The organism is Streptomyces sp. NPDC017202 (assembly GCF_044331705.1).
GTDB lineage: Bacteria > Actinomycetota > Actinomycetes > Streptomycetales > Streptomycetaceae > Streptomyces.
The window spans coordinates 116,756-142,577 of the sequence record NZ_JBIRNP010000017.1 but is presented as its reverse complement, the minus strand read 5'-3'; the positions used below and the strand labels follow the sequence as shown (position 1 = coordinate 142,577).

19 protein-coding genes are annotated in these 25,822 nt (G+C 74.3%); 11 read left to right on the top strand and 8 right to left on the bottom strand.

Annotated elements, in window-relative coordinates:
- The 3 genes from ACH4N1_RS27185 to ACH4N1_RS27175 form a co-directional block, all read left to right on the top strand.
- Window positions 1-639 (top strand): CAP domain-containing protein (locus ACH4N1_RS27185; protein ID WP_398100956.1); only part of this gene is annotated, 639 nt, incomplete at its 5' end.
- A gap of 497 nt (window positions 640-1,136) precedes the next feature.
- Entirely contained in the window at window positions 1,137-1,871 is a 735-nt protein-coding gene (locus ACH4N1_RS27180) for a flavodoxin family protein (RefSeq protein ID WP_398100954.1), read from the top strand.
- Window positions 1,872-2,491: 620 nt separating this feature from the next.
- Window positions 2,492-3,460, top strand: coding sequence for a hypothetical protein (locus tag ACH4N1_RS27175; RefSeq protein ID WP_398100952.1), 969 nt, complete (start codon window positions 2,492-2,494; stop codon window positions 3,458-3,460).
- Here the strand turns inward: ACH4N1_RS27175 and ACH4N1_RS27170 are convergent.
- From ACH4N1_RS27170 to ACH4N1_RS27155, 4 genes are all read right to left on the bottom strand, one after another.
- Window positions 3,387-4,073: a MerR family transcriptional regulator gene (locus ACH4N1_RS27170; protein ID WP_398100950.1), complete on the bottom strand. Its 687-nt coding sequence runs from the start codon at window positions 4,071-4,073 to the stop codon at window positions 3,387-3,389. The genes ACH4N1_RS27175 and ACH4N1_RS27170 overlap by 74 nt on opposite strands.
- Window positions 4,074-4,097: 24 nt before the next feature.
- Complete coding sequence (locus ACH4N1_RS27165; protein ID WP_398100948.1) at window positions 4,098-5,159, bottom strand: carboxymuconolactone decarboxylase family protein; 1,062 nt, start codon at window positions 5,157-5,159, stop codon at window positions 4,098-4,100.
- Window positions 5,160-5,528: 369 nt separating this feature from the next.
- A complete protein-coding gene (locus tag ACH4N1_RS27160) occupies window positions 5,529-7,184 on the bottom strand; it encodes an FAD-dependent oxidoreductase (protein WP_398100946.1) in 1,656 nt (551 codons plus the stop codon).
- A complete protein-coding gene (locus ACH4N1_RS27155) occupies window positions 7,181-7,750 on the bottom strand; it encodes a DUF5987 family protein (RefSeq protein WP_398100944.1) in 570 nt (189 codons plus the stop codon). Before ACH4N1_RS27155 ends, ACH4N1_RS27160 begins: the two co-directional genes overlap by 4 nt.
- 342 nt (window positions 7,751-8,092) lie before the next feature.
- On the opposite strand from ACH4N1_RS27155, the gene ACH4N1_RS27150 reads away from it, so the two are divergent.
- On the top strand, window positions 8,093-8,851 hold the full coding sequence (locus ACH4N1_RS27150; RefSeq protein ID WP_398100942.1) for a helix-turn-helix transcriptional regulator: 759 nt from the start codon (window positions 8,093-8,095) through the stop codon (window positions 8,849-8,851).
- Window positions 8,852-8,911: 60 nt separating this feature from the next.
- Here the strand turns inward: ACH4N1_RS27150 and ACH4N1_RS27145 are convergent, their stop codons facing one another.
- From ACH4N1_RS27145 to ACH4N1_RS27135, 3 genes are all read right to left on the bottom strand, one after another.
- Window positions 8,912-10,177, bottom strand: coding sequence for a cytochrome P450 (locus tag ACH4N1_RS27145; RefSeq protein ID WP_398100966.1), 1,266 nt, complete (start codon window positions 10,175-10,177; stop codon window positions 8,912-8,914).
- Between the two features lie 95 nt (window positions 10,178-10,272).
- Window positions 10,273-11,256: a DUF1702 family protein gene (locus ACH4N1_RS27140; protein ID WP_398100940.1), complete on the bottom strand. Its 984-nt coding sequence runs from the start codon at window positions 11,254-11,256 to the stop codon at window positions 10,273-10,275.
- Between the two features lie 45 nt (window positions 11,257-11,301).
- Window positions 11,302-12,291: a DUF1702 family protein gene (locus tag ACH4N1_RS27135; protein ID WP_398100938.1), complete on the bottom strand. Its 990-nt coding sequence runs from the start codon at window positions 12,289-12,291 to the stop codon at window positions 11,302-11,304.
- A gap of 181 nt (window positions 12,292-12,472) precedes the next feature.
- Here ACH4N1_RS27135 and ACH4N1_RS27130 point away from each other — a divergent pair, with 181 nt between their 5' ends.
- The 6 genes from ACH4N1_RS27130 (at window position 12,473) to ACH4N1_RS27105 (ending at window position 23,660) form a co-directional block, all read left to right on the top strand.
- Window positions 12,473-13,273, top strand: coding sequence for a TIGR03084 family metal-binding protein (locus tag ACH4N1_RS27130; protein ID WP_398100936.1), 801 nt, complete (start codon window positions 12,473-12,475; stop codon window positions 13,271-13,273).
- Between the two features lie 427 nt (window positions 13,274-13,700).
- Window positions 13,701-15,647 carry a CRTAC1 family protein gene (locus tag ACH4N1_RS27125; RefSeq protein WP_398100934.1) on the top strand — a complete coding sequence of 649 codons (1,947 nt, stop codon included), beginning with the start codon at window positions 13,701-13,703 and terminating at the stop codon, window positions 15,645-15,647.
- The gene (locus ACH4N1_RS27120) at window positions 15,644-16,645 is read left to right on the top strand and encodes a hypothetical protein (protein ID WP_398100932.1); all 1,002 of its coding nucleotides are present in this window, start codon (window positions 15,644-15,646) and stop codon (window positions 16,643-16,645) included. Before ACH4N1_RS27125 ends, ACH4N1_RS27120 begins: the two co-directional genes overlap by 4 nt.
- On the top strand, window positions 16,642-22,587 hold the full coding sequence (locus ACH4N1_RS27115) for a type I polyketide synthase (protein WP_398100930.1): 5,946 nt from the start codon (window positions 16,642-16,644) through the stop codon (window positions 22,585-22,587). The genes ACH4N1_RS27120 and ACH4N1_RS27115 overlap by 4 nt, the downstream gene beginning before the upstream one ends.
- A gap of 7 nt (window positions 22,588-22,594) precedes the next feature.
- Window positions 22,595-23,095, top strand: a complete 501-nt coding sequence (locus tag ACH4N1_RS27110) for an acyl-CoA thioesterase (RefSeq protein WP_398100928.1) — start codon at window positions 22,595-22,597, stop codon at window positions 23,093-23,095.
- 4 nt (window positions 23,096-23,099) lie between these two features.
- Complete coding sequence (locus ACH4N1_RS27105; RefSeq protein WP_398100926.1) at window positions 23,100-23,660, top strand: flavin reductase family protein; 561 nt, start codon at window positions 23,100-23,102, stop codon at window positions 23,658-23,660.
- An 85-nt stretch (window positions 23,661-23,745) separates the two neighbouring features.
- Here ACH4N1_RS27105 and ACH4N1_RS27100 read toward each other — a convergent pair whose 3' ends face one another.
- Window positions 23,746-24,351, bottom strand: a complete 606-nt coding sequence (locus ACH4N1_RS27100; protein ID WP_398100924.1) for a TetR/AcrR family transcriptional regulator — start codon at window positions 24,349-24,351, stop codon at window positions 23,746-23,748.
- A 122-nt stretch (window positions 24,352-24,473) separates the two neighbouring features.
- Between ACH4N1_RS27100 and ACH4N1_RS27095 the strand changes: the two genes are divergently transcribed.
- Entirely contained in the window at window positions 24,474-25,814 is a 1,341-nt protein-coding gene (locus tag ACH4N1_RS27095; protein ID WP_398100922.1) for a carotenoid oxygenase family protein, read from the top strand.
- Window positions 25,815-25,822: the final 8 nt, after the last annotated feature.

The window sequence follows — 25,822 nt, the reverse complement described above, 5'->3', positions numbered from 1 at the left end:
GGACACCGGGGGCGGGACGCGCGGACCGCGAAGCCCACGGCCACGCCCTCGCCCTCGGCCTCGGTCTCGCCGACGACCCCTCCCGCCACCGCGGCACCCGCCCCGGACCGGCCCCAGGCGCCCGCCGCCGGGACACCCGCCCCGCCCGCCCCGGCGACGACCGCCGCACCCAGGCCGCCCGCCCCGCCCCCCTCGGCGACGACCGCCGCACCCAGGCCGCCCGCCGGCACGGCCCCCGCCGCCGGCACGGCGACCCCCGCCTCCGACGCCGTCACCCGCGTGGTCGCCCTGGTCAACAGCGAGCGCGCCAAGGCCGGTTGCTCCCCGGTCACCCCGAACGCGAAGCTCGCGCAGGCCGCCCGGGCCCACAGCGCGGACATGGCGAGCCACCACACCATGTCCCACACCGGCTCCGACGGGTCCGACCCGGGCCGGCGGATCACGCGCGCGGGCTACCTCTGGAGCACCTACGGCGAGAACGTCGCGTACGGGTACTCCACGCCCGAGCAGGTCATGGCGGGCTGGATGGCCAGCGCCGGCCACAGACACAACATCCTGGACTGCGCCTTCAAGGAGATCGGCGTGGGACTGGCGCAGCCCGGCGACTACTGGACGCAGGACTTCGGCACGGCCCGCTGACCCCCACGGGCCCCGCCGCCCACCACGCCCACCACGCCCGCCGCGCCCCCGTGACGCCCGTGGCGCCCGCTCCGCCCGCTGCGGAGCGGGCGCCACGGGCACGGGCACCCCGCTGCGAAGGTGAGGCACGGGGGGCTTTTCGTCATGGCCCGCGGCCCGCGCCCGGCGCCGTCATCGGCCGGGGGACGGCAGGAGGGGGCCCCGCCCGCCCGAACGCGACGCCCGCGCCCGGCCGCCGGACGACTGCGCGGCCGGGCCCCGCGGCCGGTGAGGCGGGGCGACCGCGCCGCCGCAACGGCCGTTCCGGGCCGGACCGCCGCTGACGGCGGCCCGCGGCCGGTGAGCCGGCAGGGACACGTGTGCCCGGCCGCCGCGAAGCCCCGCGCGCCGGTGCGTCGCGCGGACAACGAGCGCGTTTAGCGAGAAGCTGCCGCCGGGACGGCGCGCAGATGCGGCCCGTCCCGCGCCCCTGCCCCCTCTCCTTCCGGGAGTCCGCCATGGCAGCACCGCCCGCGCCACGTGGGGACGACTACCGCTTCGACGACCTGCGCGCGCTCTTCGTCAACTGCACGCTCAAGCCGTCCCCTCGGCTCAGCCACACGCAGGGCCTCATCGACAAGAGCCGCGCGATCATGGACGCGTGCGGGGTGAGCACGGACGAGATCCGTGCCGTCGATCACGACATCGCCCCCGGCGTCCACCCCGACATGACCGAGCACGGATACGCCACGGACGCCTGGCCCGCCCTGTACGAGCGGGTGATGGCCGCGGACATCCTCGTGCTGGCCGGACCCATCTGGCTGGGCGACAACAGCTCGGTCACCAAGCGGATCATCGAGCGGCTCTACGCCTGCTCCGCTCTCCTCAACGCCGCCGGCCAGTACGCCTATTACGGACGCGTCGGCGGCTGCCTCATCACCGGTAACGAGGACGGCGTCAAGCACTGCGCCATGAACGTCCTCTACAGCCTCCAGCACCTCGGGTACACCATCGCGCCGCAGGCCGACGCGGGGTGGATCGGCGCCGTGGGACCCGGCCCGTCCTACCTGGACCCCGGCTCGGGAGGCCCGGAGAACGACTTCACCAACCGCAACACCAGCTTCATGACCTGGAACCTGATGCACCTGGCGGCCCTGCTCAAACGCACCGGCGGCATCCCCGCCCACGGCAACCAGCGCTCGCAGTGGGACGCGGGCTGCCGCCCGGGCATGGACAACCCCGAACACCGCTGAGCACGACCACGAGCCCCGGGCCCCTGCGGCCCTGCCCGTCCCCGCCACCGCCGCGGCCGCGGCCGCCGCAGGCCTGGCCCCTTGCCCGCGTCCGGCGCACGTGTGCGCCACCGGGGCCGGCGCCCCCCCGCCCGCCTGCCGGGCGCGGGACGCAGGCGGCGCTCCCACCCCTGCGCTTCCCCCCTGGGGCCGGGGGCGGGAGCCCGCCCCGGGGGAAACGGCCACGGCGGTGCCGTCCGCGCCCGGCGCCGGGGACGGCCCGGCCCGGCCCGTCGAGCCGGCCGTCGTCCGGGCGCCCGCGCCGCCGGGCGGTCGAGGCCGCGAAGGCCCGGCGGGTCTTGTCCTGGGTTTCGCAGGGCCGCCGCCGTGCGAAACCCGCCCGGGCCGCCGGCACGCCGCTGCCGGCCGGTGACGCCGGCCGGGTGCGGCGGGCCGGTGACGCGGGCCGGGTGCGGCGGGCCGGTGACGCGGGCCGGGTGCGGCGGGGGAGGGCGTCGGCAACCGGCCGGAAAGCGCTGGTGTGCGCGGTGCGCAGAGCAAGCCGGAAGAAGCGCCCGCCCCGACGGTGCCCCACACTCGGCAAGCGCGACTTCCCGCGCCAGCAGGCAGGAGGACACCGCATGAGTGAGACGGTCGCGGCACCGGCACCCACCGAGACCCGCAGAACGTCCTTGTTCGTCCCCGGCAGCTTCCCGCGCCGGCGGGGGCTGATCGTACTGCTCAGCCTGGCCGGCGGTCTCCTGGCCGCCTACGCCTGGTCCGCCGAGTTCGTGGACCACGAGATCGGGTTCAACACCGCCGACACGCTGCTGGGGCACAACCCGCAGACCACTCCGATCAGCGGCGTCGCCGCCGGGGTGGTCTTCGCCTTCGTCACCGGCCTGGCCGGGTCGTTCACCGCGTGCAACATCGCCGTCTTCGGCGCGGTGGGGCCGCTGGTGGGGCAGCAGGAGTCGCGACGGCAGCGGTTGCGGCACACCGTCGAGCCGCTTGGCTGGATGGCCGTCGGCATGATCCCGGTGTCCGCCCTCTACGGAGTGATCGTGGGCCTGGCCGGCACCCACATGCCGCAGTTCTCCACCGCCAGGCCCGCCGGCGGCGGCATCACCCCCCGGATCGCCCAGGCGATGATCACCTTCGGCTCCGTCGGGCTCGTCATGATCGTCCTCGGCCTGGCCGCCCTGGGAGTGATCAGGGATCCGCTGGCCGCCGCCTCCCGGCGCTCGCGCAACGCGCCGCTGGTGCTGATGGGCGTGCTGGTCGGCGCGTTCCTGATCGGGCGGCCCTACCCGCTGTTCCGCAGCCTGTTCCGGCACGCCGCGATCACGCACGACCCGCTGTACGGCGCGGCCGCCTTCACCCTGCAGTCCCTCGGCAACGTGCTCGTCATGGCGGTGCTGTTCATCGCGCTGTCCTACGGAGCGGGCGGGCGGCTTCAGCGCTGGCTGGCCGCCAGGCCGGGCCGGGCGGCGACGCTGACCGGCTCGGCGTTCCTGGTCACCGGTTTCTTCACCCTCATCTACTGGACGGTGCGCATCCTCGGCAGGTTCGACTACATCTGGTTCCCCACCGCTCCCTGGAACAGCTGAGGGCCAGTGTGCGCAGCGCGGCCAGGAGCCGTTCCCCCAGGACGTCGCCGACGGCGATCCTTTCGCGCACGGCGGCCTCGTCACCGCTTTGGTGGAGCGCTTTCAGGTCCGCGCGGGCGGCCCTGCCGGCTGCCTCCGCGTAGTCGTCCAGCCGGTCGGCGAAATCGCCGTGGCCCAGCTCGCGCAGCGTGTCCAGCACGCCGACGGCGGCGGTGAACTCCGCACTGCGCGGGGACACGTGCCAGCCCTGCCGCCGCGCCGCTGCCACAAGGGCGTCGGCGCTGCGGGACGCGGGCGCCCCCGCGGCGGCGGGAGGCGTCCCGTCCCGGCCCGCGCGGGGACGGCGCGCCGATGCGGGGTCCTGGCCGTCGACCGCGGCGAGCACGTCGCGCACGGCGCTCAGGGAGAGGCCGCCGACCTTCAGCAGCGCACGGATCAGCAGCAGCCGGTGCACGTGCGTGTCGTCGTAGTGCGCGCGCGTGCGGCTGACGAGCCGTCCCGGCGCCAGGAGCCCCTCACGCAGGTAGAACTTGACCGTCGGGACGGGAACGCCGGTGACACGTGAGAGCTCCGCGATGAGCAGGGGATCCTCCTCGCAACGGTGCGGGCACACCGCCCGGCGTCCGGCCCGTGGCCCTCACGCGTCAGGGTGCGCCGGGGGGACTGCCCGGGCCGGTTGCGGGGAGCGGGCGAGCAGGGTGCCCGCGCGCAGCGCGGCGGTGAACGCCGACCAGGCGACCAGCGCCACCAGGTCGCCGTCGTCGGCCCCGCTTCGCCGCACCGGGGTGACGACGCTGTCGTCCACCCGGTACGAGGCGCAGGCCGTGAGCAGGGCGAGCCGGCCCACGGCACGGTCGCCCGGGGGCAGCGCCGTCAGCGCGGTGTCGAGCCAGCCCAGGCCGAGCCCCTTGTGGCCGCCGTCCCAGTCGGCCAACTCCGCGTCGAGGAGCGAGCGGACGCAGGCCGGGACGACCCCTTCGGCCGCGGCCGAGACGGCTGCGGCCGCGCGGGCGAACGCGCCGGCGACGGTGGGGGTGTCCCGGGCCCACTCGAGGCCGGCCGGGAGGGGAGCGGCCGGCAGCAGGTCCAGGGAGCGGCCCGGCTCCCGGTAGGCCCGGGCGCTCTCGCCCAGTGCCCGGGCGAGCAGGCGCGAGGCGGTGCGCCGGGCGGGGGAGGGAAGCCGGGCGGGCAGCGGCTGCGGGCCCAGGAACACGTTCACCATGCGGTTGAGGTAATGGAAGGTCACGGCCACACCGAGGGCCTCGGGCAGTTCCCGCGGGCCGGGCGGCCGCCCGGCCCCTGCCCCCTCGGCCCACAGGGCGAGCCCGCGCAACCCGTCCTGCGAAACGGTGGGGCCCCCGCTTCGGGCCGGCGCGGCGTCGAGCCCGGCCGCCGGGCCGTGCGCCGGCGTGCCGGGCACCAGGGTGCTCAGGGTCGTCGCGTGGACGTGGACGCAGTACGGGCAGGAGTTGGCCCGGGAGACCGCGGTCGCCACGGCCTCCTTGCGGGCGCGCTCCAGCTCTCCCGTGGCCACGAGCGTCTCGCGGAGCATCGTCCACGCGGCGGCCAGCAGCGGCGGGGCGGGGGCGTGCAGCGCGACCGGCGGGGCGAGCATGCCGAAGTCCCGCTCGACCTCCTCGTAGACGGCCGCGACCACACCCGTCGCGGCGGCGGGCGGCACGCGCCGTACGTATCGCACGTGTGAGAGCGACCGTCGCGCGGCCGGGCGGACGAGCGGGTTCGGCATCGATCTCTTCTCCCTTTTCCTGTTGCCTTCCTGGTCCCGCCGGGTGAGCGCCGGCCGGCCGGGACGCCGTTGCTCACGGCCGGCCCGATCCGCCGGACAGGGCCCCGGCCAGGGCGTGTTGCGAAAGTCCCTCCCCCGGAGGGGGTGCCCCCAGCCCGGCGACGCCTGGCACGCACTCCGCCGGAGGGGGCACCCCCAGCCGCGTTGTCGGGATCGCCCCGATACCACCGGTATCGGGGCGACCCTCCGCCTTGCGACCGCACGCGCCGGACGCCGCCGGGCCTGCCCTTCGGGCAGACGACGCCACTTTCGAAACACGCCCTAGTCGCGTGCGAGATAGGGGAGCTGTGTGCGCACGCCGCGCCGGCCCGCGGTGTCGCCGTCCGGGGTGGGGGCGCCGTAGGTGACGTCGACGCCGCGTTCGCGGGCCGCCTGGACGATTCCCGGCATGGCGCGTTCGGCCAGGGCGGAGATGGTGAGCGCCGGGTTGACGGTGAGGGCACCCGGCACCGCGGCGCCGTCCGTCACGAAGATGCCGGGGTGGCCGCGCAGTTCGTGCCGGTCGTCGAGGGCGGAGGTGTGGGGGTCGTCGCCGATGCGGGCGGAGGCGAGCGGGTGGACCGTGTAGGCGCCCACCACGTCGTTGGTCCACGGCATCACACGGGACAGTCCGTCCCGCTCCAGGATGTCCTTGACGACGGCGTCCGACTCGGCCCAGCCGCGCAGGGTGTTGGCGGTCGGGCGGTACTGGATCGGCCCGCGGCCGAGCATCTGCTGCGAGATCCGCACCGCGTTCCCGGTGGGCGGCGGCGGACCGAAGACGCCCTCGTTGTCGTCCTCCACCATCGTGAAGATCGTCAGCCACGAGCGCCAGCGCCGGACGAGCTCGGTCTTCTCCACGCCGAACCACGTGGGTCCCTGGGCGTCGGGCACCTGGGCGAGGATGGTGCCGAAGCCGGGCGGGAAGTACAACTGCTCCAGGGAGAACCGGGAGTGCTCGGGCAGCCGCCCGTCGAGGTTGTCCCAGCTCGCCACGACCGGTCCCTTGCCGATCTGGTTGGCGAGGTAGGCGGTGCCGTCGCCGCGGTCGAGGCCGAGCAGGTCGCGGGCGCGGTCCTCGTCGACGACGGCGGTGTTGAGCCGTTCACCGTTGCCGGAGAAGTACCGGCCGACGGCGTGCGGCATGGCGCCGAGGTCGGCGGCGGAGCGCTGCAGGATGACGGGGGTGGCGCCGGCGCCCGCGGCCAGGACGACGATCTTGGCGTCGATGGTGCCGCCGGCGGTGGGCACCCGGTAGTCGGTGTCGTCGATGACGTTGTAGTGCACCCGGTAGCCGCCGTCGTCGGTGCGGGTGAGCTTTTGCACCTCGTGCAGTGGCCGGATCTCGGCTCCGTGGGCCAGTGCGGCGGGCAGGTAGTTCAGCAGCAGCGACCGCTTCGCGTCGAACCGGCAGCCGGCCATCATCCAGTTGCAGTTGGTGCACTTCGCGGTGTCGATGGCGGTGGGCACGGGGTTGGCGGTCCGCCCGGCGTGGTCGCAGGCCGCGGCGAACAGCCCGCCGGCGTAGGTGACGTCCTGCCAGCTCTGGGTGGTGACCGGCAGGGCGTCGCTGACCACGTCGTACCAGGGGTCCAGGGTGTCGCGGTCGATGGCGCGGGGCCACATCCGGCGGCCGATGCTGCCGGTGCGCTCGAAGACGAAGCGCGGCGCACGGGGCATCGCCGCGAAGTAGACGACGCTGCCGCCGCCGACGCAGTTGCCGCCGAGCAGACTCATGCCGTCGCCGACGACGAAGTCGAAGATGCGGGTGTAGGAGGAGCCGAGGAGGAAGTCGTGCTCGAAGTCAGCCGATTCCAGCCACGGCCCGCGCTCGAGAACGGTGACCTTCGCGCCGCCCGCCGCGAGGTGGTACGCGGCGATGGCGCCGCCGAAGCCGCTGCCCACCACGAGGACGTCGGTGCGTTCGGTGCCGTTCATGCCAGGCTCCCGGAAGGCGCGGTGTCGGGGTGGAGACGGGCCAGCGGACGCCCGTAGGAGAACTCGGGAAAGCGCCACAGCCCGTCGGGGTCCGGGGCGGCGAAGCCCATGGCGGCCAGTCCCGGATGCCCCGCGGCCATCGCCTCGACGGTGTGCAGATGGGCGCCGGTGTCGAAGGCCATGTTGCTGAACAGGGCGAGACTGACCCACAGGTCGCGCTCGGGGTGGCCGGGCGCCGTCAGCGCGGTCACCAGGGCGGTGCGGTCGGCGAAGGACAGGGCCACGAACGGGGGCACCCCGGGGGCGGGGGAGTGCGCGCGCCGGTCGGCGAGGGCCAGGGCGTGGCCGTTCAGCGCGTCGGCGAAATCGTCCAGCGACTCGGCCAGGCCGGTGGCGGGGTTCTGCAGCAGTTCCAGGGCGCCCGCCGCGACGGCGCCGGGGCCGGAGACGGCGCCGGCGACCGCGTGGTCGTCCGGATTTCGCTTCTCCCCCGGGACTATGGTGTCGGCGAAGGCCTCCAGAGTGCTGATTGTGTCCTGTTTCGGGGCTGCTTGATCCAGTCGCATCGCTGTACCTTTTCGGCCTGTGGGACGTCTAAGCATCCTGTGGGTGGAATTTGATTCCAGCGGGTGCTGTGCTGCTGTCGATCGTCCACGGTCCGCGTGGCGGGGGCATCTCTGTCATTGCTGTCGGCCCGGCCCCGGCCAAAGCGGCGGTATATTCCCGCAGCATGTACCGGCCAAACATCACCGGCCTTCTTGTTAGGACCCAGAGGGGCCGCTAATAATGACGTTCGGCGGATCCGCTTACGTTTCGAAGCCGGTCGCTGCGAGCGCCACCGGCCCAGGTTCTGTCCATCGGCATTTCGTCTCGGCTTCGGAGGGCAAATGGCTAGTACAGGGTGCGCCATGACGGGGATCGAGAGGGCGGTGGAACGGTCGATCGAAGACATGAAGAGAAGGCTCTCGGAGCCACTGAACATTGATGACATGGCGCGCTTCGCCATGTACAGCAAGTTCCACTTCTCGCGGGAGTTCCAACGTATCACCGGAATCTCGCCCCGGCGTTTTCTCTCCGCGTTACGGATCCAGGAGGCCAAGCGCCTCCTGCTGACCACCGACATGACCGTGACGGAGATCAGTTCCATGGTCGGTTACAGCAGCGTCGGCACATTCAGTTCGCGTTTTGCGAGCAGCGTCGGTCTGCCGCCTTCGGCATACCGCCGATTAGGCGGCTTCGTACGCAAGGTGAACGCCGCGGAAGGCGGCGGGTCCGGAGGGTCGATATACGGTGCGGTGAGCGCCCCGGTGGGAGCCGACCCGGGTCTCATATATCTCGGCCTTTTCCCCACCCGGGTGCCGGAGGGAAAACCCGTCGGCTGCGCCGTGCTGAGCCGGCAGGGCCCGTTCGAGATAAGAGACGTGCCCATGGGCGCCTGGTACCTGCTGGGCCACTCGGTACCGGCCTCCGCCCGTGAGGCGCTGACCGACGACCAGGCGGTTCACGTCGGTTCCATCGGCCCCCTGGAGATGGGCTCCCGAGCGGCCCGCCACCGCATCGACTTCCGGCTGCGCGAGGTGAGCGTGCTGGACCCGCCGGTGCTGATGGCACTGCAGCGGGTGCGGTCGGGCACCTTCACCGCCCATCTGGTGAAGGCGGCCGGGTGACCGGCCGGGTGCGGTGGAGCGACTCCATCGCACCCGGCGCATGCCCCGGCGCGGTCCGCGTCAGCGCACCGTACGGACCGTCACCCGCAGCCCGCCGCGCACGCCGAGCGACAGCATCGGCTCCGGGGACACCCGAAGACCGGCCACCTTCTCCAGGCGAAGCTCGCGGCACAGCAGCGCCACCGCGAACACGGCCTCCATCAGCCCCAGACTGCTGCCGACACACACCCGCGGACCCGCGCCGAACGGGATGTGCGCGTAGCGCGGCCGCTCCCCCCGCTCCCCGGGCGTGAAGCGCTCGGGCCGGAACTGGCCCGGCGCGTCCCAGAAGTCGGGGTGCCGGTGCAGGGTGTAGGGGCAGATCAGCACATCCGCGCCGGCCGGCACGCGGTAACCGCCGATCTCGTCGGCGGCCTGCGCCTGCCGGGGCAGGATCCACACCGGCGGATACAGCCGCATGGCCTCCTCGACCACCATGGCCGTGTACCTCAGCTCGCGCAGATCCTCGTACCGCGGAAGCCGGTCGCCCAGCACCTCCACCGCCTCCTGGTGCAGTGTGTCCCACACCTCGGGATGACGGTCGATCAGGTAGCAGGCCCAGCCGAGCGTCGAGGCGGTCGTCTCGTGGCCGGCCAGCAGCAGGGTGATCAGCTCGTCCCGCAGCCGCCGGTCACCGACCCGCGGGTCGGGCTCCGCGCGCACCGAGGCGATCAGCCGGGACAGGGCGTCCTCCCCCTGCCCGGCCGCGTCCCGCGCGACCCGCTCCGCCGCCAGTTGCTCGACCACCCGCTGCAGACGCCCCCGGGCCCGCCGGAAGCGCATCTGGTGCGGCAGCGGGATCCACATCGGCACCGCGCCCATGGTGACCATCTCGAACATGGCCTGCTCCTGGACGGCCTCGAAGGCATGGCCGAGGTCGGCGAACTCCTCCAGGCCCGTGTCCAGCAGCGTGCGGCCCAGCACACCCAGCGTCAGCCCCGTCAGCTCCCGCGTCAGGTTCACCGGGCCGCGCCCCTCGTACCGGCGCAGCCGCCCGACCAGCGCGGCCGCCTCCTCGGCGACCGCCCCCGCCTGCTGGGCGATCCGCCGGTGCTGGAAGGCGGGCTGGATGACCTTGCGCTGCCGGCGCCACAGATCGCCCTCGCTGGTCAGCAGACCGTCACCGAGGGCGCGCCGGGCCTGCGTCAGGCCGATGCCCTTGTGGTAGTTGGCGGCGTTGTCGGCCAGCACGTGCTTGGCGTGGTCGGGATGGTTGAAGAAGTACAGCGTCTTCGGGCCGAGGGAGAGCCGCACCGCGTCCCCGTACCCGGCGGCGGCGGTCACCATCGCCAGGCGGTCCCCGGCCAGCTGCCGCAGCAGCAACGGCACGGCACGCAGCGGCGGCGACGGGGGCACCCGCCGGTCCGTACGCGTCAAGGCGCTCACCGGCGTCCCGTCCCCGCGGCGATCCGCTCGGCGATCGCCCGCCGCCACAGTTCGTACGCCGGCAGGGACCCCGATCCCGCCCCCACCTCGCGCGGGCGGACGTCCTGGGTGATGCGGGCGGCCTCCTGCGGCCCCATGCCGCACAGCACCTCGGTGGCCGACGCGGTGTGCGCCACCAGCAGCCCGGCGCGCAGCCGCGCCTCCGCGGCGAACGCGCTGCCCTGCGCCAGCGCCCCCTGATGGGGCCCCGCCTGCTCCCGCAGCAGCGCCAGCTCCTCCCTGTCGCACCCCCCGGCGTACGTGGCCGCGAGCCCCGCGCCGCTGTACAGGTCCGAGCGGCGCTCCTCGGGGAAGCCCTCGATGGTCGACGCGACGAGGCCGGCGTCGGTGCCGCACACGAACCACAGGGCACGGCCGATGCCCTGGTCGATCGCCTGCCCGGCGTAGGACGGGAAGTCGTGCGCGGGCCACGGGAACCGCTCCTCCCGGTACTTGTGGTGCACGTACCTGTCGGTGCGGAAGTACGCCTGGTGGAAGCCGTACCCGTCGAGAACCAGCCAGCGCAGCAGCGGATCGAGCGAGTCGACGTCCGCCCACCGAAAACGCGGCAGCCGGGCCATCGCCCAGCCGATGCCGACGTACACCATGTACACGTGAGCGCCGCCACGGCCGGCCAGCAGGCGCTCGACGCGCCCGCCGCCCCCGCCCGGCAGCCCGTCGAGGACGGCGTACCCCATGCCCGCCCCCTCGTAGGCGAAGCCGCGGAACCGCTCCGGGACCGCCTCCAGGCGCTCCTCCGCCTCGGCCGTGCTGCGGGCGGCCACGGCATGGCCGTACCCCTCCAGGAACCGGCTGCCGACCGTCTCCAGCAGCTTCTGCGCCTCGGGCGTCTTCCGGTGGAAGCCGCGCGTCTCCAGCAGGGTCTCGGTCACGCTCGGCGTCAGCAACCGGCGCCGCAGCCTGCCCATGGTGCTCGGCATGGAACTCCCCTTCTTGTCGGCTGTCCCTGGGCGTGCGCCGGGGTGCTATCGGCGGGCGGCCACCTCGGGACGGAAGTGAGCACGGATCGCGCGCCGCCAGTGTTCGTAGGCCGGCACCGGGCCCGGCCCGGTCCCCGGCGGGGCGCTGTCGTCGGCGAGCGCCACGGCCGCCTCGACCGAGAGACCGGTCAGGGCCCGCGTCGCCACGGCCGTGTGCTGCGGCACGTACCCGGCGAGTTCGCGGGCCCGGGCCGCGAACACCGCTCCCTGCGCCAGCTCCGGCGCGTGCCGGCCGGCCAGCCGCCGCAGGTCGGCGAACGTGTCCGCGCCGCAGCCGCCGGCGAACACGCAGGCCAGCCCGGCGCCGCTCCACAGGTCCGCCTGCCGGTGCCCGGCGAACGCGCGGATCGCGGCGTCGACGCGCTCGGGCCGGGCGCCGTGGATGAACCACAGGGCGCGGCCGATGCCCTGGTCCACGGCGCGCGGGAAGTAGTCGGGCGCGCCCTGCCACGGATGGCTCGCGGGCACCCGCTGCTCGTCGACCCAGCGGCGGGTGTGGAAATAGGCCAGGTCGAACCCGTAGCCGTCCACCGCGAGCCAGCTCATCACCGGGTGCAGGGGCTGGCCGGTGAGATCGGGCAGCACCCTGCCCCACAGCACGCGCGGCAGCCGCGCCATGGCGAAGCCGATGCCGATGTAGGCCAGCAGGATGTGCGGGCGGCCGGGGCCCTCCAGCAGGTCCCGGGTGCGATGGCCGCGGCCCATCGCGTCCAGCACGGTGAGCGCCATGGTGGCGCCCTCGTAGCCGAAGCCGCGCTGCTCGGGGTCCAGCAGGTCCAGGCGCTGCGTGATCTCCTCGATGCCGCGCGCCTCGATCGCCCACTCGAAGCCGCACACGACGGCGCGCGGCACGTCCTGGAGGCGGGCGGCGGGACTGTCGGCGGGCAGCGGCGGGAAGCCCCGCCGGGCGAACGACACCTCGGCCAGTTCGGGGGCGAGCAGCGTGCGCCGCAGTGATCTCACAGTCCTCGCCACGTTTGCCTCCACGAACGACTCGACGGCCACACCATCATCGGCACCCAGGGGACAGCGGTGCTTCTTCGCGGTTGCGCCTCCCAGGGGGCCGCGCCCCCACAGCACGGTCGAAGAAGGGGACGCGCGCCGTCTCGCCCGAGACTGGGCCCCGCGACAAGCCGCCCGGGAGAGAGGACGAGACATGACACAGCACAGGGACCCCTACGGCGATCTGGTGGCGGAGGGCGACGCCCTCGACGCCCTGCTCGTGGATCTCGACGAGGCCGGGTGGGCGCGGCCGACACCGGCCGAGGGATGGACGGTCCGCCACCAGGTCGGCCATCTGACCATGGTGTTCGGCATGGCCGAGAAGGCGGCGGGGGACCCCGCCGCGTTCTCGGAGTTCCTCGCCGGCGTCTCGAACTTCGACGCGGCCGTCCAGAACGGGCTCACACCGTATCTGCCCCTGGACGGCAAGCAGTTGCTGCACGCCTGGCAAACGCAGCGGGCGGCGACCGAGCGGGCGCTGAACGCGGTGCCCCCGGCACAGCTGGTGCCGTGGCTGGTGCGGCCCATCCCGGCGGCGGTGCTGGCGGCGGCGGGCATGATGGAGATGTTCGCGCACGGCCAGGACATCGCCGACGCGCTCGACGTCACCCGCGAGCACACCGACCGGATCCGCCACGTCGCCGAATTCACCGCGATCACCTGGCAGTTCGGCTACCAGTCCCACGGCCTGCCGGAGCCGGACGAGGGCTTCCGCTTCGAGCTGACGGCACCCTCGGGCGAGGTCTGGACGCTCGGCGCGCCCGACGCCCGGCAGCGGATCACCGGACCCGCCGTCGACCTCTGCCTGCTCGCCACCCGGCGCCGGCACCGCGACGACCTCGCGCTCACCGCCTCCGGACCGGACGCCGACCGGTGGCTCGACATCGCCCAGGCCTACCGGGGCCCGGCCGGACCCGGGCGCAAACCCGGTCAGTTCGCCGCGCCGGCCCGCTGAGCACGGCCCGTCGCCCGGCGGGGCCGTGCCACCCGAAACCGGATGACACGGCCCCCGCCGCACCACGGAACACCGAAAACCACCGGGGCCGCATTCCGGGGGCGCGCGGGAATTGACGCCCCGAGAGCATACGAACGGAATCCCGGCCGATTCCACAGACCGTAATCAAAAGGCCGTCAGTGACGAGTCGCGGGCCGTGGCCGAGGATTTTCCCGACGGCCCGCCCGCCCCGCTTCTTCGAGCTTGCCGACTGCACTGACGTGCGCATCTCCCGGCTAGCAAGCCGGGAGATGCCGACCGCACGGCAATCCCGGATCGTAGCTGTGGAATCACATCTCGATTCGCACGCCGACCCTGACATCCACCAGAGAGAGGGGGGAGCATCGTGGCGTACAGCCAGCGGATTCGCAGGCTTGTGCCGGGGCTGGTGACGGTTCTCATCGCGGCAACACTGTTCTTCGCGACCCGGGAATCAGTCGCCGCTCCCGACGGCACGAAGGCGGCCGCCGACTACCGTTTCAAGGAAATGCCCATCGCCATGCCGCCGGGCTACGACAAGCTGCCCAAACGCACCGTGCGCACCGTCAACCCCGCCTACGAGAAGATCCGTTCCTGGATCTCCTCGGTGGGCGCGAGCATCGCGATCAACGACGTCACCGGAAACGGCCGGCCCTCCGGCATGTGCATCGTCGACACCCGCACCGACCAGGTCACGGTGACGTACACGCCCACGGCAGGAAAGGACGACCGGTTCACGCCGTTCCTCCTCGACGCCGCGCCGCTGCCGGTGGACGACACCATGGCGCCCACCGGCTGCACCTTCGGCGACTTCAACGCGGACGCCCGCATGGACATCCTGGTCAGCTACTGGGGACGCACCCCGATCCTCTTCCTGGCCCGCTCCGACGCGCGCACCCCCTCGCCCGGCGCCTACGCGCCGCGCGAACTGGTGCCCTTCCAGTCCCGCGACGGCCGCTACCACGGCCCGCGCTGGAACACCGACGCCGTGCACGTCAGCGACCTGGACGGCGACGGCCACCCGGACATCGTCATCGGCAACTACTTCCCCGACTCCGACGTCCTGGACCCCCACGGCCTGAAGAACGTCACGATGAACAACTCGCTGTCGCGCGCCGAGAACGCCGGCGGCGACCACGTGCTGCGCTGGACGGCCGCCACCTCCGGCACCGAGCCCACCGCTCACTACACCGAGGACTCCAAGGCCGTCCCGTACGACGCCGCCACGGGCTGGACCCTCGCCATCGCGGGAGCCGACCTGACCGGCGACGTCCTGCCGGAGCTGTACATCGCCAACGACTTCGGCCACGACCACCTGCTGTACAACCGCTCCCGTCCCGGACAGATCCGGTTCACCGAGGCCGTCGGGCGGCGCACCCCCACCACACCCAAGTCGTTCGTGCTCGGCCAGGGCTCCTTCAAGGGCATGGGCGTCGACTTCGGCGACCTGGACCGCACCGGCCGCTTCGACATGATGGTCAGCAACATCACCTCGGCGTGGGGCCTGGAGGAGTCCAACTTCGTCTGGAAGAACCGCACCTCGAACGAAGCGGAGATGGCCCGCGAACTCGCCGACGGCGTGGCCCCCTTCACCCAGGAGGCCCGCGAGTACGGCCTGGCGTGGACCGGCTGGAACTGGGACGTCAAGATGGGCGACTTCCGCAACTCCGGCCACCAGGACGTCGTCCAGACCGACGGCTTCGTCAAGGGCGAGATCGACCGCTGGCCGTGGCTGCAGGAGATGGCCATGGCCAACGACCTCCTGCTGTCCAACCCCGCCATGTGGCCGAACGTGCAGCCGGGCGACGACATCGCGGGCGACGACAAACTGGCGTTCTACGCCCGCACCGACGACGGCAGGTTCGCCAACATCAGCGAGCAGCTCGGCCTCGCGGTGCCCACCCCGACCCGCGCCCTGGCAACCGGCGACACCACCGGCACCGGCGCACTGGACCTCGCCGTGGCCCGGCAGTGGGGCCCGCCCGCCTTCTACTGCAACACCTCCCCGAAGCTGGGCAACCACCTCACCCTGAACCTGGTGCGGCCCTCCCAGGACCCGGCCGCCAAGGGCTCCGACGACGGCCTGTCCGGCGCCGGCGCCCCCGCCTACAACGCCACCGTCCGCGCCACCACGCCCGACGGCACCGAGATCGCACAGCTCGACGGCGGCAGCGGCCACAGCGGCTTCCGCAGCTTCGAGGTCCGCTTCGGACTCGGCTCCCACGACGGACCGGTCGACCTGGACATCCGCTGGCGCGACGCCGACGGCAAGGTCCACCAGCAACAACGCCGCATCGACCCCGGAACCCACACCCTCATGCTCACCGGTGACGCGCAGGAGGTACCGAGCACATGACCGCGACGGTTACCCAGCCCACCGCGGGGCAGGCACCGCAGGCCGGCGCGCCGCGCCCGGCCGGCAAACCCGACCCGCGCTATCTCGCACTGCGCAACTTCGCCATCTCCATCAGCGTCTTCAACGTCTTCGGCTACACCCTGCTCGGCTTCGAGCAGCCGTGGCTGTGGCCGGTCCTGGCCGTGCTCTGCGGCTACACCACCGAGATCGCACTCGAACTGATCACCGCCTGGGCCTACCGGCGCGCCCCGCGCTTCCGCGGCCGCGGCGTGCGCGGAGTGTACGAGTTCCTGCTGCCCGCCCACATCACCTCGCTGGCCGTGTCGATGCTCACCTACGGCAACGACCTGTTCCTGCCGATCCTGTTCGGCGTGGTCGTCGGCGTCGGCGGCAAGCACGTGTTCCAGGCGCCGATCGCGGGCCGGATGCGGCACTTCATGAACCCGTCGAACTTCGGCATCACCGTCTCGCTGCTCTGCTTCGGCTCCTGGTTCAGCATCGCGCCGCCGTACCAGTTCACGGAGAACGCCAACAATTTCTTCCGGATGGCCATCCCGCTGATCATCGCGACCGCGGGCACCGTCATCAACGCCATCCTCACCAAGCGCGTCGCGCTGATCGTCGGCTGGCTCGGCGGGTTCGCCATCCAGGGCGTGATCCGCCACTTCGTCTGGGACGTCGCGGTGTACTCGGCGGTCGGCGCGATGAGCGGCGTCGCCTTCGTCCTCTTCACCAACTACATGATCAGCGACCCGGGCACCACGCCGACCAAGGCCCGCAACCAGTTCATGTTCGGCGCGTCGGTCGCGATGGTCTACGGGGTGATGATGCTCTTCAACGTCGTCTACACACTGTTCTTCGCCACCACCGCCGTGTGCGCCCTGCGCGGCATCGGCTGGTGGGCGGCCCACCTCAGGCAGCGCCGACGCGAGCGGACCGCCGCCGTGCCGTCCGCGACCGCGGACACCGCCACGGGAACCCGGGCGGTGGCGGCATGACAGGCCGACGACCGCGGATCGCCGTCGTCGGCATGGCCTGCCGCTACCCCGACGCCGAGACGCCCGAACAGCTGTGGCAGAACGTCCTGGCCGGGCGGCGCGCCTTCCGCCGCCTGCCCGACGAGCGGATGCGCCACGAGGACTACTACTCGCCCGACCCCGCCGCTCCCGACCGCCACTACGCACGCAAGGCGGCCGTCCTGGAGGGCTACGAGTTCGACCGCGTCCGGCACCGGATCGCCGGCAGCACCTTCCGCGCCACCGACATGACGCACTGGCTGGCGCTCGACACGGTCGCGCGCGCCCTTCAGGACGCCGGGTTCCCCGACGGCGCGGGCCTGCCGGCGGCCACCACCGGCGCCGTCCTCGGCAACAGCCTCACCGGCGAGTTCAGCCGCGCCAACCTGATGCGGCTGCGCTGGCCCTACGTCCGCCGCACGGTCGGCGCGGCACTGCGCGAACAGGGCTGGCCGGACAAGGAGCTGGCCGAGTTCCTGGCCGCTCTGGAGCAGCGCTACAAGCAGCCCTTCCCGCCGATCGACGAGGACAGCCTGGCCGGCGGCCTGGCCAACACCATCGCCGGACGCATCTGCAACCACTTCGACCTCGGCGGCGGCGGGTTCACCGTCGACGGCGCCTGCTCCTCCTCGCTGCTGTCCGTCGCCACCGCGTGCGACGCGCTGACCTCCGGCAAGTGGGACGTGGCCATCGCCGGCGGCGTGGATCTGAGCATCGACCCCTTCGAGGTGATCGGCTTCGCCAAGACGGGGGCCCTGGCCACCGGCGAGATGCGCGTCTACGACCGCGGCTCCAACGGCTTCTGGCCCGGCGAGGGCTGCGGTGCCGTGGTGCTGATGCGGGACGAGGACGCCGTAGAGCAGGAACGTTTCCGTTACGGGCTGATCGCCGGCTGGGGCTGGTCCTCCGACGGCCGCGGCGGCATCACCCGCCCCGAGGCGAGCGGCCACCGCCTCGCCCTCGACCGCGCCTACCGCTCCGCCGGGTTCGGCCTGGAGACCGTCTCCTACCTGGAGGGCCACGGCACCGGCACCGCCGTGGGCGACGCCACCGAACTGCGCGCCCTGTCCGAGGCCCGCCGGGCCGCCGCCCCGGACGCGCCGCCCGCCGCCCTGGGCACCGTCAAGGGCAACATGGGACACACCAAGGCCGCGGCCGGCATCGCCGGCCTGCTCAAGGCGCTGCTGGTGGTGCGCCACCAGATCATCCCCCCCGCCACCGGCCACCACGACCCGCACCCCGAACTGCTCGGCGACCGCCCCGCGCTGCGGGTGCCGCGCCGGGCCGAGGCATGGCCCGACGGCGCCCCCCGGCGGGCCGGGGTCTCCTCGATGGGCTTCGGCGGCATCAACGCGCACGTCGTCGTCGAACACGCCGACGGAGTGCGCCGCACCGCCCTGCCCCGGTCCGCCGTCCGCCTGGTCCGCTCCCGGCAGGACTGCGAGCTGCTCCTGGTCGACGCCGACGACACCGCCGCACTGCGCGGACGGCTGGCCCAACTCGCCGCCCTCGCCGCACGCCTGTCCTACGCCGAACTCGCCGACCTGGCCGCCACGCTGCAGGGCGAACTGGCCGACCGCGGCGTCCGGGCCGCCGTCGTCGCCTCGTCGCCCGAGCAGGCGCAGGAGCGCTTCACCGAGCTGCTGGCCCGCATCGACGACGGTGCGCGCACCGCCGTCGACGCGGCCCACGGGCTGTTCCTCGGCCGCCGTGGCGACACACCGCCCCGCATCGGTTTCCTCTTCCCCGGGCAGGGCGCCGGACGCGGCGGCGACCAAGGCGCGCTGCGCGCCCGCTTCGCCGCCGTGGACGAGCTGTACCGGGACCAGGCCCTCCCGGCCGACGGCGACCAGGTGGCCACCGAGGTCGCCCAGCCCCGCATCGTCACGGCCTCCGCGGCCGGGCTGCGCGTGCTCGCGATGCTCGGCATCACCGCCACGTCCGCCGCGGGCCACAGCCTGGGCGAGCTGACGGCCCTGCACTGGGCCGGGGCCATGGACGAGGCCGCACTGCTGCGCATGGCGGCGGCCCGCGGCCGGGTGATGGCCGCCGCCGGCGACGGCGGGGGCGCGATGGTGAGCATCGCCGCGGGCCCCACCTCGGTGGAGCCGCTGCTCGCCGGCGAGCCCGTGGTGATCGCCGGCTACAACGGCCCCCGCCAGACCGTGGTCTCCGGGCCCGCCGCCGCCGTCGAGCGGGTGAGCGCACGGGCCGTCGCCCAGGGGCTCGGCGCCCAGCGCATCAACGTCTCCCACGCCTTCCACTCGGCCGCGGTCGCCCCGGCGGCGCGCGCGTTCGCCGCGCATCTGGCGCAGGAGCGGCTCGCGCCCCTGCAGCGGCGGGTGGTCTCCACGGTCACCGGCGCACCGCTGGCCCGGGACACCGACGTGGCGCAGCTGCTGACCCGTCAGGTCCTCGCCCCCGTGCGGTTCACGCAGGCGGTGCGGGGCGTGGCGGCCGAGAGCGACCTGCTGCTGGAGGTCGGCCCCGGACGCATCCTGAGCGGCCTGGCCGCCCAGTCGGCGGACACCGCGGTGATCGCCCTCGACACCGACGGCAGATCCCTGACGGGACTCCTCCAGGCAGTGGCCGCGGCCTGGGTGCTCGGCGCCCCGGTGCGCCACCACGAGCTGTTCCGGGACCGCTTCACCCGGCCGCTGCCGCTGGACAAGGAGTTCCGGTTCCTGGCGAGCCCGTGCGAGTCCGCGCCGCAGGGGGACCTGCCGCTCCCGGCGGACACCGGCACGCACCCGGTCGCCGCCGCGGCCGCGGGGCCCTTTCCGGCGGACGTCGCCGAGGACGGCGCGAGCACGCTCGACCTCCTGATGCGGCTCGCCGCGGCCCGGGCCGAGCTGCCGCCCTCGGCCCTCTCGCCGGACACCAACCCGCTGGACGAGCTGCACCTCAGCTCGATCACGGTCGGCCAGATCATGAACGACGCCGCCCGCGAGCTGGGGGTCGAGGCCATCGCCACGACCTCGGCGTTCGCCACGTCCACGCTGTCCGAACTGGCGACCCTGCTGGACGAACTGTCCGGCACGGCCCTGCCGTCCGACGCGGACCGCGCGACGGCGGCGGCCGGTGTGGCGCCGTGGGTCCGCGCGTTCGCGGTCGACCTGGTCGAGGCCGAACCCGCCGCTGCCCCCGGCCGGACGCGGGCCGCCGGACCCGCCGGCGCATCCGGTCAGGAGCCTGCCGCCGGACCGGTGAGCCCGCCCGGGCCGGCCGGGTCCGCCGCGGGCGGCGACGCACCGTGGACGGTGTTCGCCCCCGACCGGCATCCGCTGGCCGGGCCGCTCGCGGCGGCGCTGCGCGACGCCGGGCTCGGCCGGGGTGTGCTGCTCTGCCTGCCCGCCGACTGCGACGACGAGCACGCCGCGCTGATGCTCTCCGCCGCCCGCGCCGCCCTGCACCCCACCGCGCCCGCCGCCCGGTTCGTCGCGGTCGGCGACCGGCGCGGCGCCGCGGGGCTGGCCAAGACGCTCCACCTGGAGGCGCCCGCCGTCGCCACGACCGTGGTCACGCTCCCCCTCAACAGCCTGTCCGACGCCGAGGGGCCGGTGCGCCGCATCGTCGCGGACGTCGCGGCGACCGGCGGGTTCAGCGAGGTGCACTACGACGCGGCGGGCGTCCGCCGCGTCCCGGTGCTGCGGGCCCTGCCGCCCGTCGCGCCCACCGGCGGCGCCGACGGCGCGGCCCGGGTCCCGCTGACCGTCGCCGACGTCCTCCTGGTCACCGGCGGCGGCAAGGGCATCACCGCCGAGTGCGCGCTGTCCCTCGCCCGGGAGGCCGGCTGCGCCATCGGCCTGCTCGGGCGCTCCGACCCCGAGACCGACCGCGAGCTCGCCGCCAACCTCGGCCGGATGGCGGCCTCGGGCGTCCGCTTCCACTACGCCCGCGCCGACGTCACCTCGGCCGGCGACACCAAGGCCGCCGTGCAGGAGATCCGCGAACGCCTCGGTCCCGTCACCGCCGTGCTGCACGGCGCGGGACGCAACGAACCGCGCGCGCTCGCCGACCTCGACGAGGCGTCGTTCCGCCGCACCCTCGCCGTCAAGATCGCCGGTCTCGAGGCGGTCCTGGCCGCCCTCGACCCGGCACAGCTGCGGCTGGTCGTCGCGTTCGGCAGCATCATCGGCCGGGCCGGACTGCGCGGCGAGGCCGACTACGCCACCGCCAACGACTGGCTGACGGAGCGGATCGCGCGGCTGCGCCGCGACCTGCCCGGCTGCCGCTGCGTCGCACTGGAGTGGTCGGTGTGGTCCGGCGCCGGGATGGGGGAGCGGCTCGGAGTCCTCGAGTCGCTGCTGCGCGAGGGCATCGAGCCGATCCCCGCCGACGAGGGCGTCGCGATGCTCCGCCAGGTGCTGGCCGACCCGGACACACCCGACACCCTGGTCGTCATGGGCCGCGCCGGCGGCCTGCCCACCCTCACCCTGGAGGAGCGCGAACTGCCGCTGCTGCGGTTCGTGGAGGACGTCCGGGCCCACTACCCCGGTGTCGAACTCGTGGCCGACTCCGCGTTGTCCGCCGCCACCGACCCCTACCTCGCCGACCACCTCCTCGACGGCACCCTGCTGCTGCCGGCGGTGCTCGGCATGGAGGCCATGGCCCAGGCCGCCGCGGCGCTCACCGGCCGCACGGGCGCCGACGCGGTGCCCGTCCTGGAGGACGCCGAGTTCCTGCGCCCGGTGGCGGTGCCGCCGGACGGCACGACCACCGTGCGGGTGGCCGTGCTGGCCACCGGCCCCGACACGGTCCGCGCGGTGATCCGCAGCAGCGAGACCGACTTCCGCGCCGACCACTTCCGCGCGGTGCTGCGCTACGGGCCGAGCCCGCAGCCGCCGCACGGCCCGGTCCCGCCCGAGGGTGTCCCCCCGGCGCTGGACCCGGCACGGGACATGTACGGGCCGGTGCTGTTCCAGGGCGCCCGCTTCCAGCGCCTGGAGGGCTACCGGCACCTCGAGGCCAAGGGGTGCGTCGCGGACATCTCCACGTCCGCCACCGCGCCCTGGTTCGCCGGGTTCCTCTCACCCGACATGGTGCTGGCCGACCCCGGCACGCGGGACGCGCTGATGCACTCCCTCCAGGCGTGCGTGCCGGACGCGACACTGCTGCCGGTCGGCATCGAGCGGCTGCACCTCGCCGACCCGGTCACCGCGGCCGGCGGCGGCCGGGTGGTCCTGCACGCCGTGGAACGCTCCCGGGACGGCGACACCTACGTCTACGACCTCGACGTGCGCGACGGGCAGGGCACGCTCGTCGAGCGCTGGACGGGCCTGACGCTGCGTGCCGTCCGCAAGCTGGACGGCTCCGGCCCCTGGGAGCCCGCGCTGCTCGGCCCCTACCTGGAACGCCGCGCCGAGGCGGTGCTGCCCGCGCCGGTACGGATCGCCGTCCACCCGGACGGCGACGACGCCGACGGCGGCCGGGACGCCCGGCGCGCCCGCACCGCCCACGCCCTCGGCCAGGCCCTCGGCCGCCCGGCCACGCTCAGGCACCGCCCCGACGGGCGTCCCGAGGTGGACGGCGGCCCCTACGTCTCCGCCTCCCACGGCGCCGGCGTCACCCTGGCCGTGGCGGGGGAGCGGCCGGTCGCGTGCGACGTGCAGAGCGTCGGCGCGCACGGCCCGCACGAATGGGAGGGGCTGCTGGGCGCCGGCGGTCTCGCGCTGGCCCGGCTGATCGCGGCCGAGCACGGCGAGGACCTGTCGCTCGCCGCGACCCGGGTGTGGGGCGCCACCGAGTGCCTGCGCAAGAACGGCCGGGCGCACGTGGAGCTGACCGTGGAGGCCTGCCCCGGGGCCCCGGACCGGTGGGTGGTGCTGCGCTGCGGCGCGGCCCGGATCGCCACCGTCCCGGCCGTCCTGCGCGGCGCGCCGCAGCCGGCGGTGTTCGCCGTGCTGACAGAGAAGGAGGGGTGAGGCATCGATGGGCGCACAACGCCCCTACTACGAACTGCGCCACCTGGTCGGCTTCGAGGAGACCAACCTGGTGGGCAACGTCTACTACGTCAACTACGTGCGCTGGCAGGGCCGGTGCCGGGAGATGTTCCTGCGCGACCGGGCTCCGCAGGTGCTGGAGGACATCCGGGGCGACCTGAAGCTGTTCACGCTCTCGGTGGGCTGCGACTTCTTCGCCGAGATCACCGCGTTCGACCAGCTCTCCGTCCGGATGCGGCTGGAGGACCTGACGCAGACCCAGATCGGCTTCACCTTCGACTACGTGCGGCTGCGCGGCGAGGACGGAGCCGAAGCCGAGGACCTGGTCGCCCGGGGCCGTCAGCGGGTGGCCTGCATGCGCGGCCCCAACACCGACACCCGGCCGACGCGGGTGCCCGAGGCGCTGCGCCGCGCGCTGGAGCCGTACGCGCTCCCGGCGTCCGGCTCCGTGCCCCCCGGGCATCTCGCGGCGACCGCGGGCGGGGGGTGAGGGCATGGACGACGGCCGCGCGGACGGCCCGCGCCCGCCCGCCCCGGACGGGGCGCCGGCCGCGCTGCTGGACAACCACCGCCGCGCACTGCGGGGCGTGCTCGGCTCCTTCGCGACCGGCATCACCGTCCTGACGGCCGGCCGGGAGCTGCCGAGGGGCATGACGGCGAACTCGTTCACCTCCGTCTCGCTGGACCCGCCGCTGGTGCTGGTGTGCGTGCTGCGCACGGCGGCGCTGCACGACCTGGTGCTGGACGAGAAGGCCTTCGCGGTGTCCGTCCTGGCCGCGGGGCAGGAGCCGATCGCGCGCCGCTTCGCCGACCGCGGGCGACCGCGCGGCGCGCGCGAGTTCGAGGCGGTGGACACCGAGCCGGGCCGCCGCACCGGCGCCCCCGTCCTGTCGGGTGCGCTGGCCTGGCTGGAGTGCGGCCTGGAGGCGGTGTACGACGGCGGGGACCACTCCATCATGCTCGGCACCGTGCTCGACGCGGGGCGCGGGCCGGACACCGACGCCCTGCTGTTCTACGGAGGCGCCTTCCACCGCCTGACGCCCTTCGCCGTCTGAAGAGGGGAGCACGCAGCCACACCCGGTGCGGGCCGCGGCCGTCGTTCGCGACGGCCGCGGCCCGACGGCGTTCAGGCCCGCGCGCTCACCCGGCCCCGACGGGCACGCCGAGTCCTTCCAGGGAGCGCCGGGCCCGCGCGGGATCGTCGCCCGCGCCCACCAGCAGCCCGTACACCTGCGCGGCGAAGCAGCGGTCCGCGTCGTAGGGCCGCACCAGGAAGCCGCCCAGTTCCAGCGTCACCAGCCCGTGCAGGGCGATCCACATCTGATGGGCGACCAGCCGCGTGTCGCCCTCCTGGAAGCGGCCCGCCGCCATCGCCGCCGCCACCGCCCGGGCCACGGGCTCGAGGGTGTAGCGGCCGTGCTGCTGGTCCTCCTCGGTGAGGCGGAACCCACCGAACCCCACCCCGCCGAACATCACCCCGTACAGGTGCCGGTGCTCACGCGCGTTGTCGCGGTAGGCGAGCCCCAGCGCCGCGATGTCGGCCACGGGGTCGCCGCTCGCGCTCACCTCGCTCATCCGCCGGTCGAGCCGGGCGAACCCCTCGTGCACCATCGCCCGCACCAGGTCGTCCATGCCGCCGAAGTGGGTGTAGACGGCGGTGGTCGAGGAACCCACCGCGGCCGCCAGCCGGCGGGTCGTCAGCGCCTGCGGCCCCTCGTCGGCCAGCAGCCGCGCGGCGGCCTCCACGAGATCGCCCCTGAGCCTCGGATTTGCCTGTCGCGGACTCACTCTTGACGCCCCCTCTGTCGTCCGACACCCTGTTACGTAACCATGTTACGTAACGACGATACGCTACGTAGGGCGGAACGATGATCGCATCGAAATCCGAACCGGTCGACCTCGCCGCCGTTCCCCCCGCCGCCCGGGAGGTGGTCGTCCCCGCGCCCCCCGTCCTCGGCGCGCTCCCCCCGGCACTGGACGGCACCTTCCTCACCATCGGCCCCCGCCCGCTACGACGACGCGAGGAGCACCTCTTCGCGGGCGACGGCATGGTGCACGCACTGCGGCTGCGCGACGGCCGCGCCCACTGGTACCGCAACCGCTGGCTGCGCACCGACCGCGCCGCCCGCATCCTCGGCGAACTGCCCGCCCCCGGCCCCCGGCACGGCCCCAACGACAACGCCAACGCCAACATCGTCCGCCACGCCGGCCGCACCCTCGCCCTCGGCGACGGCGGCCCGCGCCCCCTGCAGCTCGACGCCCGCCTCGACACGGTCGCCCGCATCGACTTCGACGGAACGCTGCCCGGCGGGTTCGCGGCGCACCCGCAGCACGACCCCCTCACCGGCGAGCTGCACGCGGTCGCCACCTCCCACGAACCGCCCTACGCCGCCTACCTCGTGGTCGACGTGCACGGCAGGGTGCGCCGCTCGGTCCCCCTGCCGCTGAAGCGGCCGGTGATGATGCACGCGTTCTCCCTCACCGAACGCCACGCCCTCGTCTACGACCTGCCCGTGGTCTTCAGCCCCGCCGCCGCGGCGGCGGGCTCCCGCGTCCCCTACGCCTGGAACGACGGCCACGGCGCCCGTCTGGGGCTGCTGCCGCGCGACGGCGGAGCCGACGACATCCTCTGGGTCGAACTGCCGCCGTGCTTCGTCTTCCACCCGGTCAACGCCTACGAGAGGGGCCGGCACATCGTCGTCGACGTCATCCGCCACCCGCGCGTCTTCGACCGCGACCCGCACCGCCCCGGCGAGACACCCCCCACCCTGGTCCGCTGGACGGTGGACGCGCTCGGGGGCACGGTCGTCGAGGAACAGCTCTCCGACACGGTCCAGGAATCCCCGGTGATCGACGACCGGGTGCGCGGCACCCGGCACCGCTTCGCCTTCACCACCGCCCTCGACCCGTCCGGCGGCGAACTGCTGGGCGGCCCGGCGCTGCTGCGCCACGACCTCGCCGCCGGCCGGACCGACACCCACGCGCTGCCCCCGGGCCGCACGGCCGGCGAGGCCGTCTTCGTCCCGCGCGAGCCGTGCGCGCCCGAGGGGGACGGCTGGCTGCTGAGCATGGTCACCGACGGCCGGACCGGACGCGGCGAGCTGATGGTCCTCGACACCGCCGACTTCACGGGCCGCCCGGCCGCGGTGGTCCCGCTGCCGGTCCCGGTGCCGCACGGCTTCCACGCGGCGTGGCTGGACGGCGGCTGACCGCGCCG

Bases quoted from the DNA above. Each gene is read 5' to 3' on its own strand.
- ACH4N1_RS27180 (WP_398100954.1), top strand. From the start codon at position 1,137: ATGGCAGCACCGCCCGCGCCACGTGGGGACGACTACCGCTTCGACGAC.
- ACH4N1_RS27140 (WP_398100940.1), bottom strand. From the start codon at position 11,256: ATGCCGAGCACCATGGGCAGGCTGCGGCGCCGGTTGCTGACGCCGAGC.
- ACH4N1_RS27175 (WP_398100952.1), top strand. From the start codon at position 2,492: ATGAGTGAGACGGTCGCGGCACCGGCACCCACCGAGACCCGCAGAACG.
- ACH4N1_RS27105 (WP_398100926.1), top strand. From the start codon at position 23,100: ATGGACGACGGCCGCGCGGACGGCCCGCGCCCGCCCGCCCCGGACGGG.
- ACH4N1_RS27160 (WP_398100946.1), bottom strand. From the start codon at position 7,184: ATGAACGGCACCGAACGCACCGACGTCCTCGTGGTGGGCAGCGGCTTC.
- ACH4N1_RS27110 (WP_398100928.1), top strand. From the start codon at position 22,595: ATGGGCGCACAACGCCCCTACTACGAACTGCGCCACCTGGTCGGCTTC.
- ACH4N1_RS27130 (WP_398100936.1), top strand. From the start codon at position 12,473: ATGACACAGCACAGGGACCCCTACGGCGATCTGGTGGCGGAGGGCGAC.
- ACH4N1_RS27145 (WP_398100966.1), bottom strand. From the start codon at position 10,177: ATGGTGACCGCCGCCGCCGGGTACGGGGACGCGGTGCGGCTCTCCCTC.
- ACH4N1_RS27095 (WP_398100922.1), top strand. From the start codon at position 24,474: ATGATCGCATCGAAATCCGAACCGGTCGACCTCGCCGCCGTTCCCCCC.
- ACH4N1_RS27115 (WP_398100930.1), top strand. From the start codon at position 16,642: ATGACAGGCCGACGACCGCGGATCGCCGTCGTCGGCATGGCCTGCCGC.
- ACH4N1_RS27155 (WP_398100944.1), bottom strand. From the start codon at position 7,750: ATGCGACTGGATCAAGCAGCCCCGAAACAGGACACAATCAGCACTCTG.
- ACH4N1_RS27150 (WP_398100942.1), top strand. From the start codon at position 8,093: ATGACGGGGATCGAGAGGGCGGTGGAACGGTCGATCGAAGACATGAAG.
- ACH4N1_RS27120 (WP_398100932.1), top strand. From the start codon at position 15,644: ATGACCGCGACGGTTACCCAGCCCACCGCGGGGCAGGCACCGCAGGCC.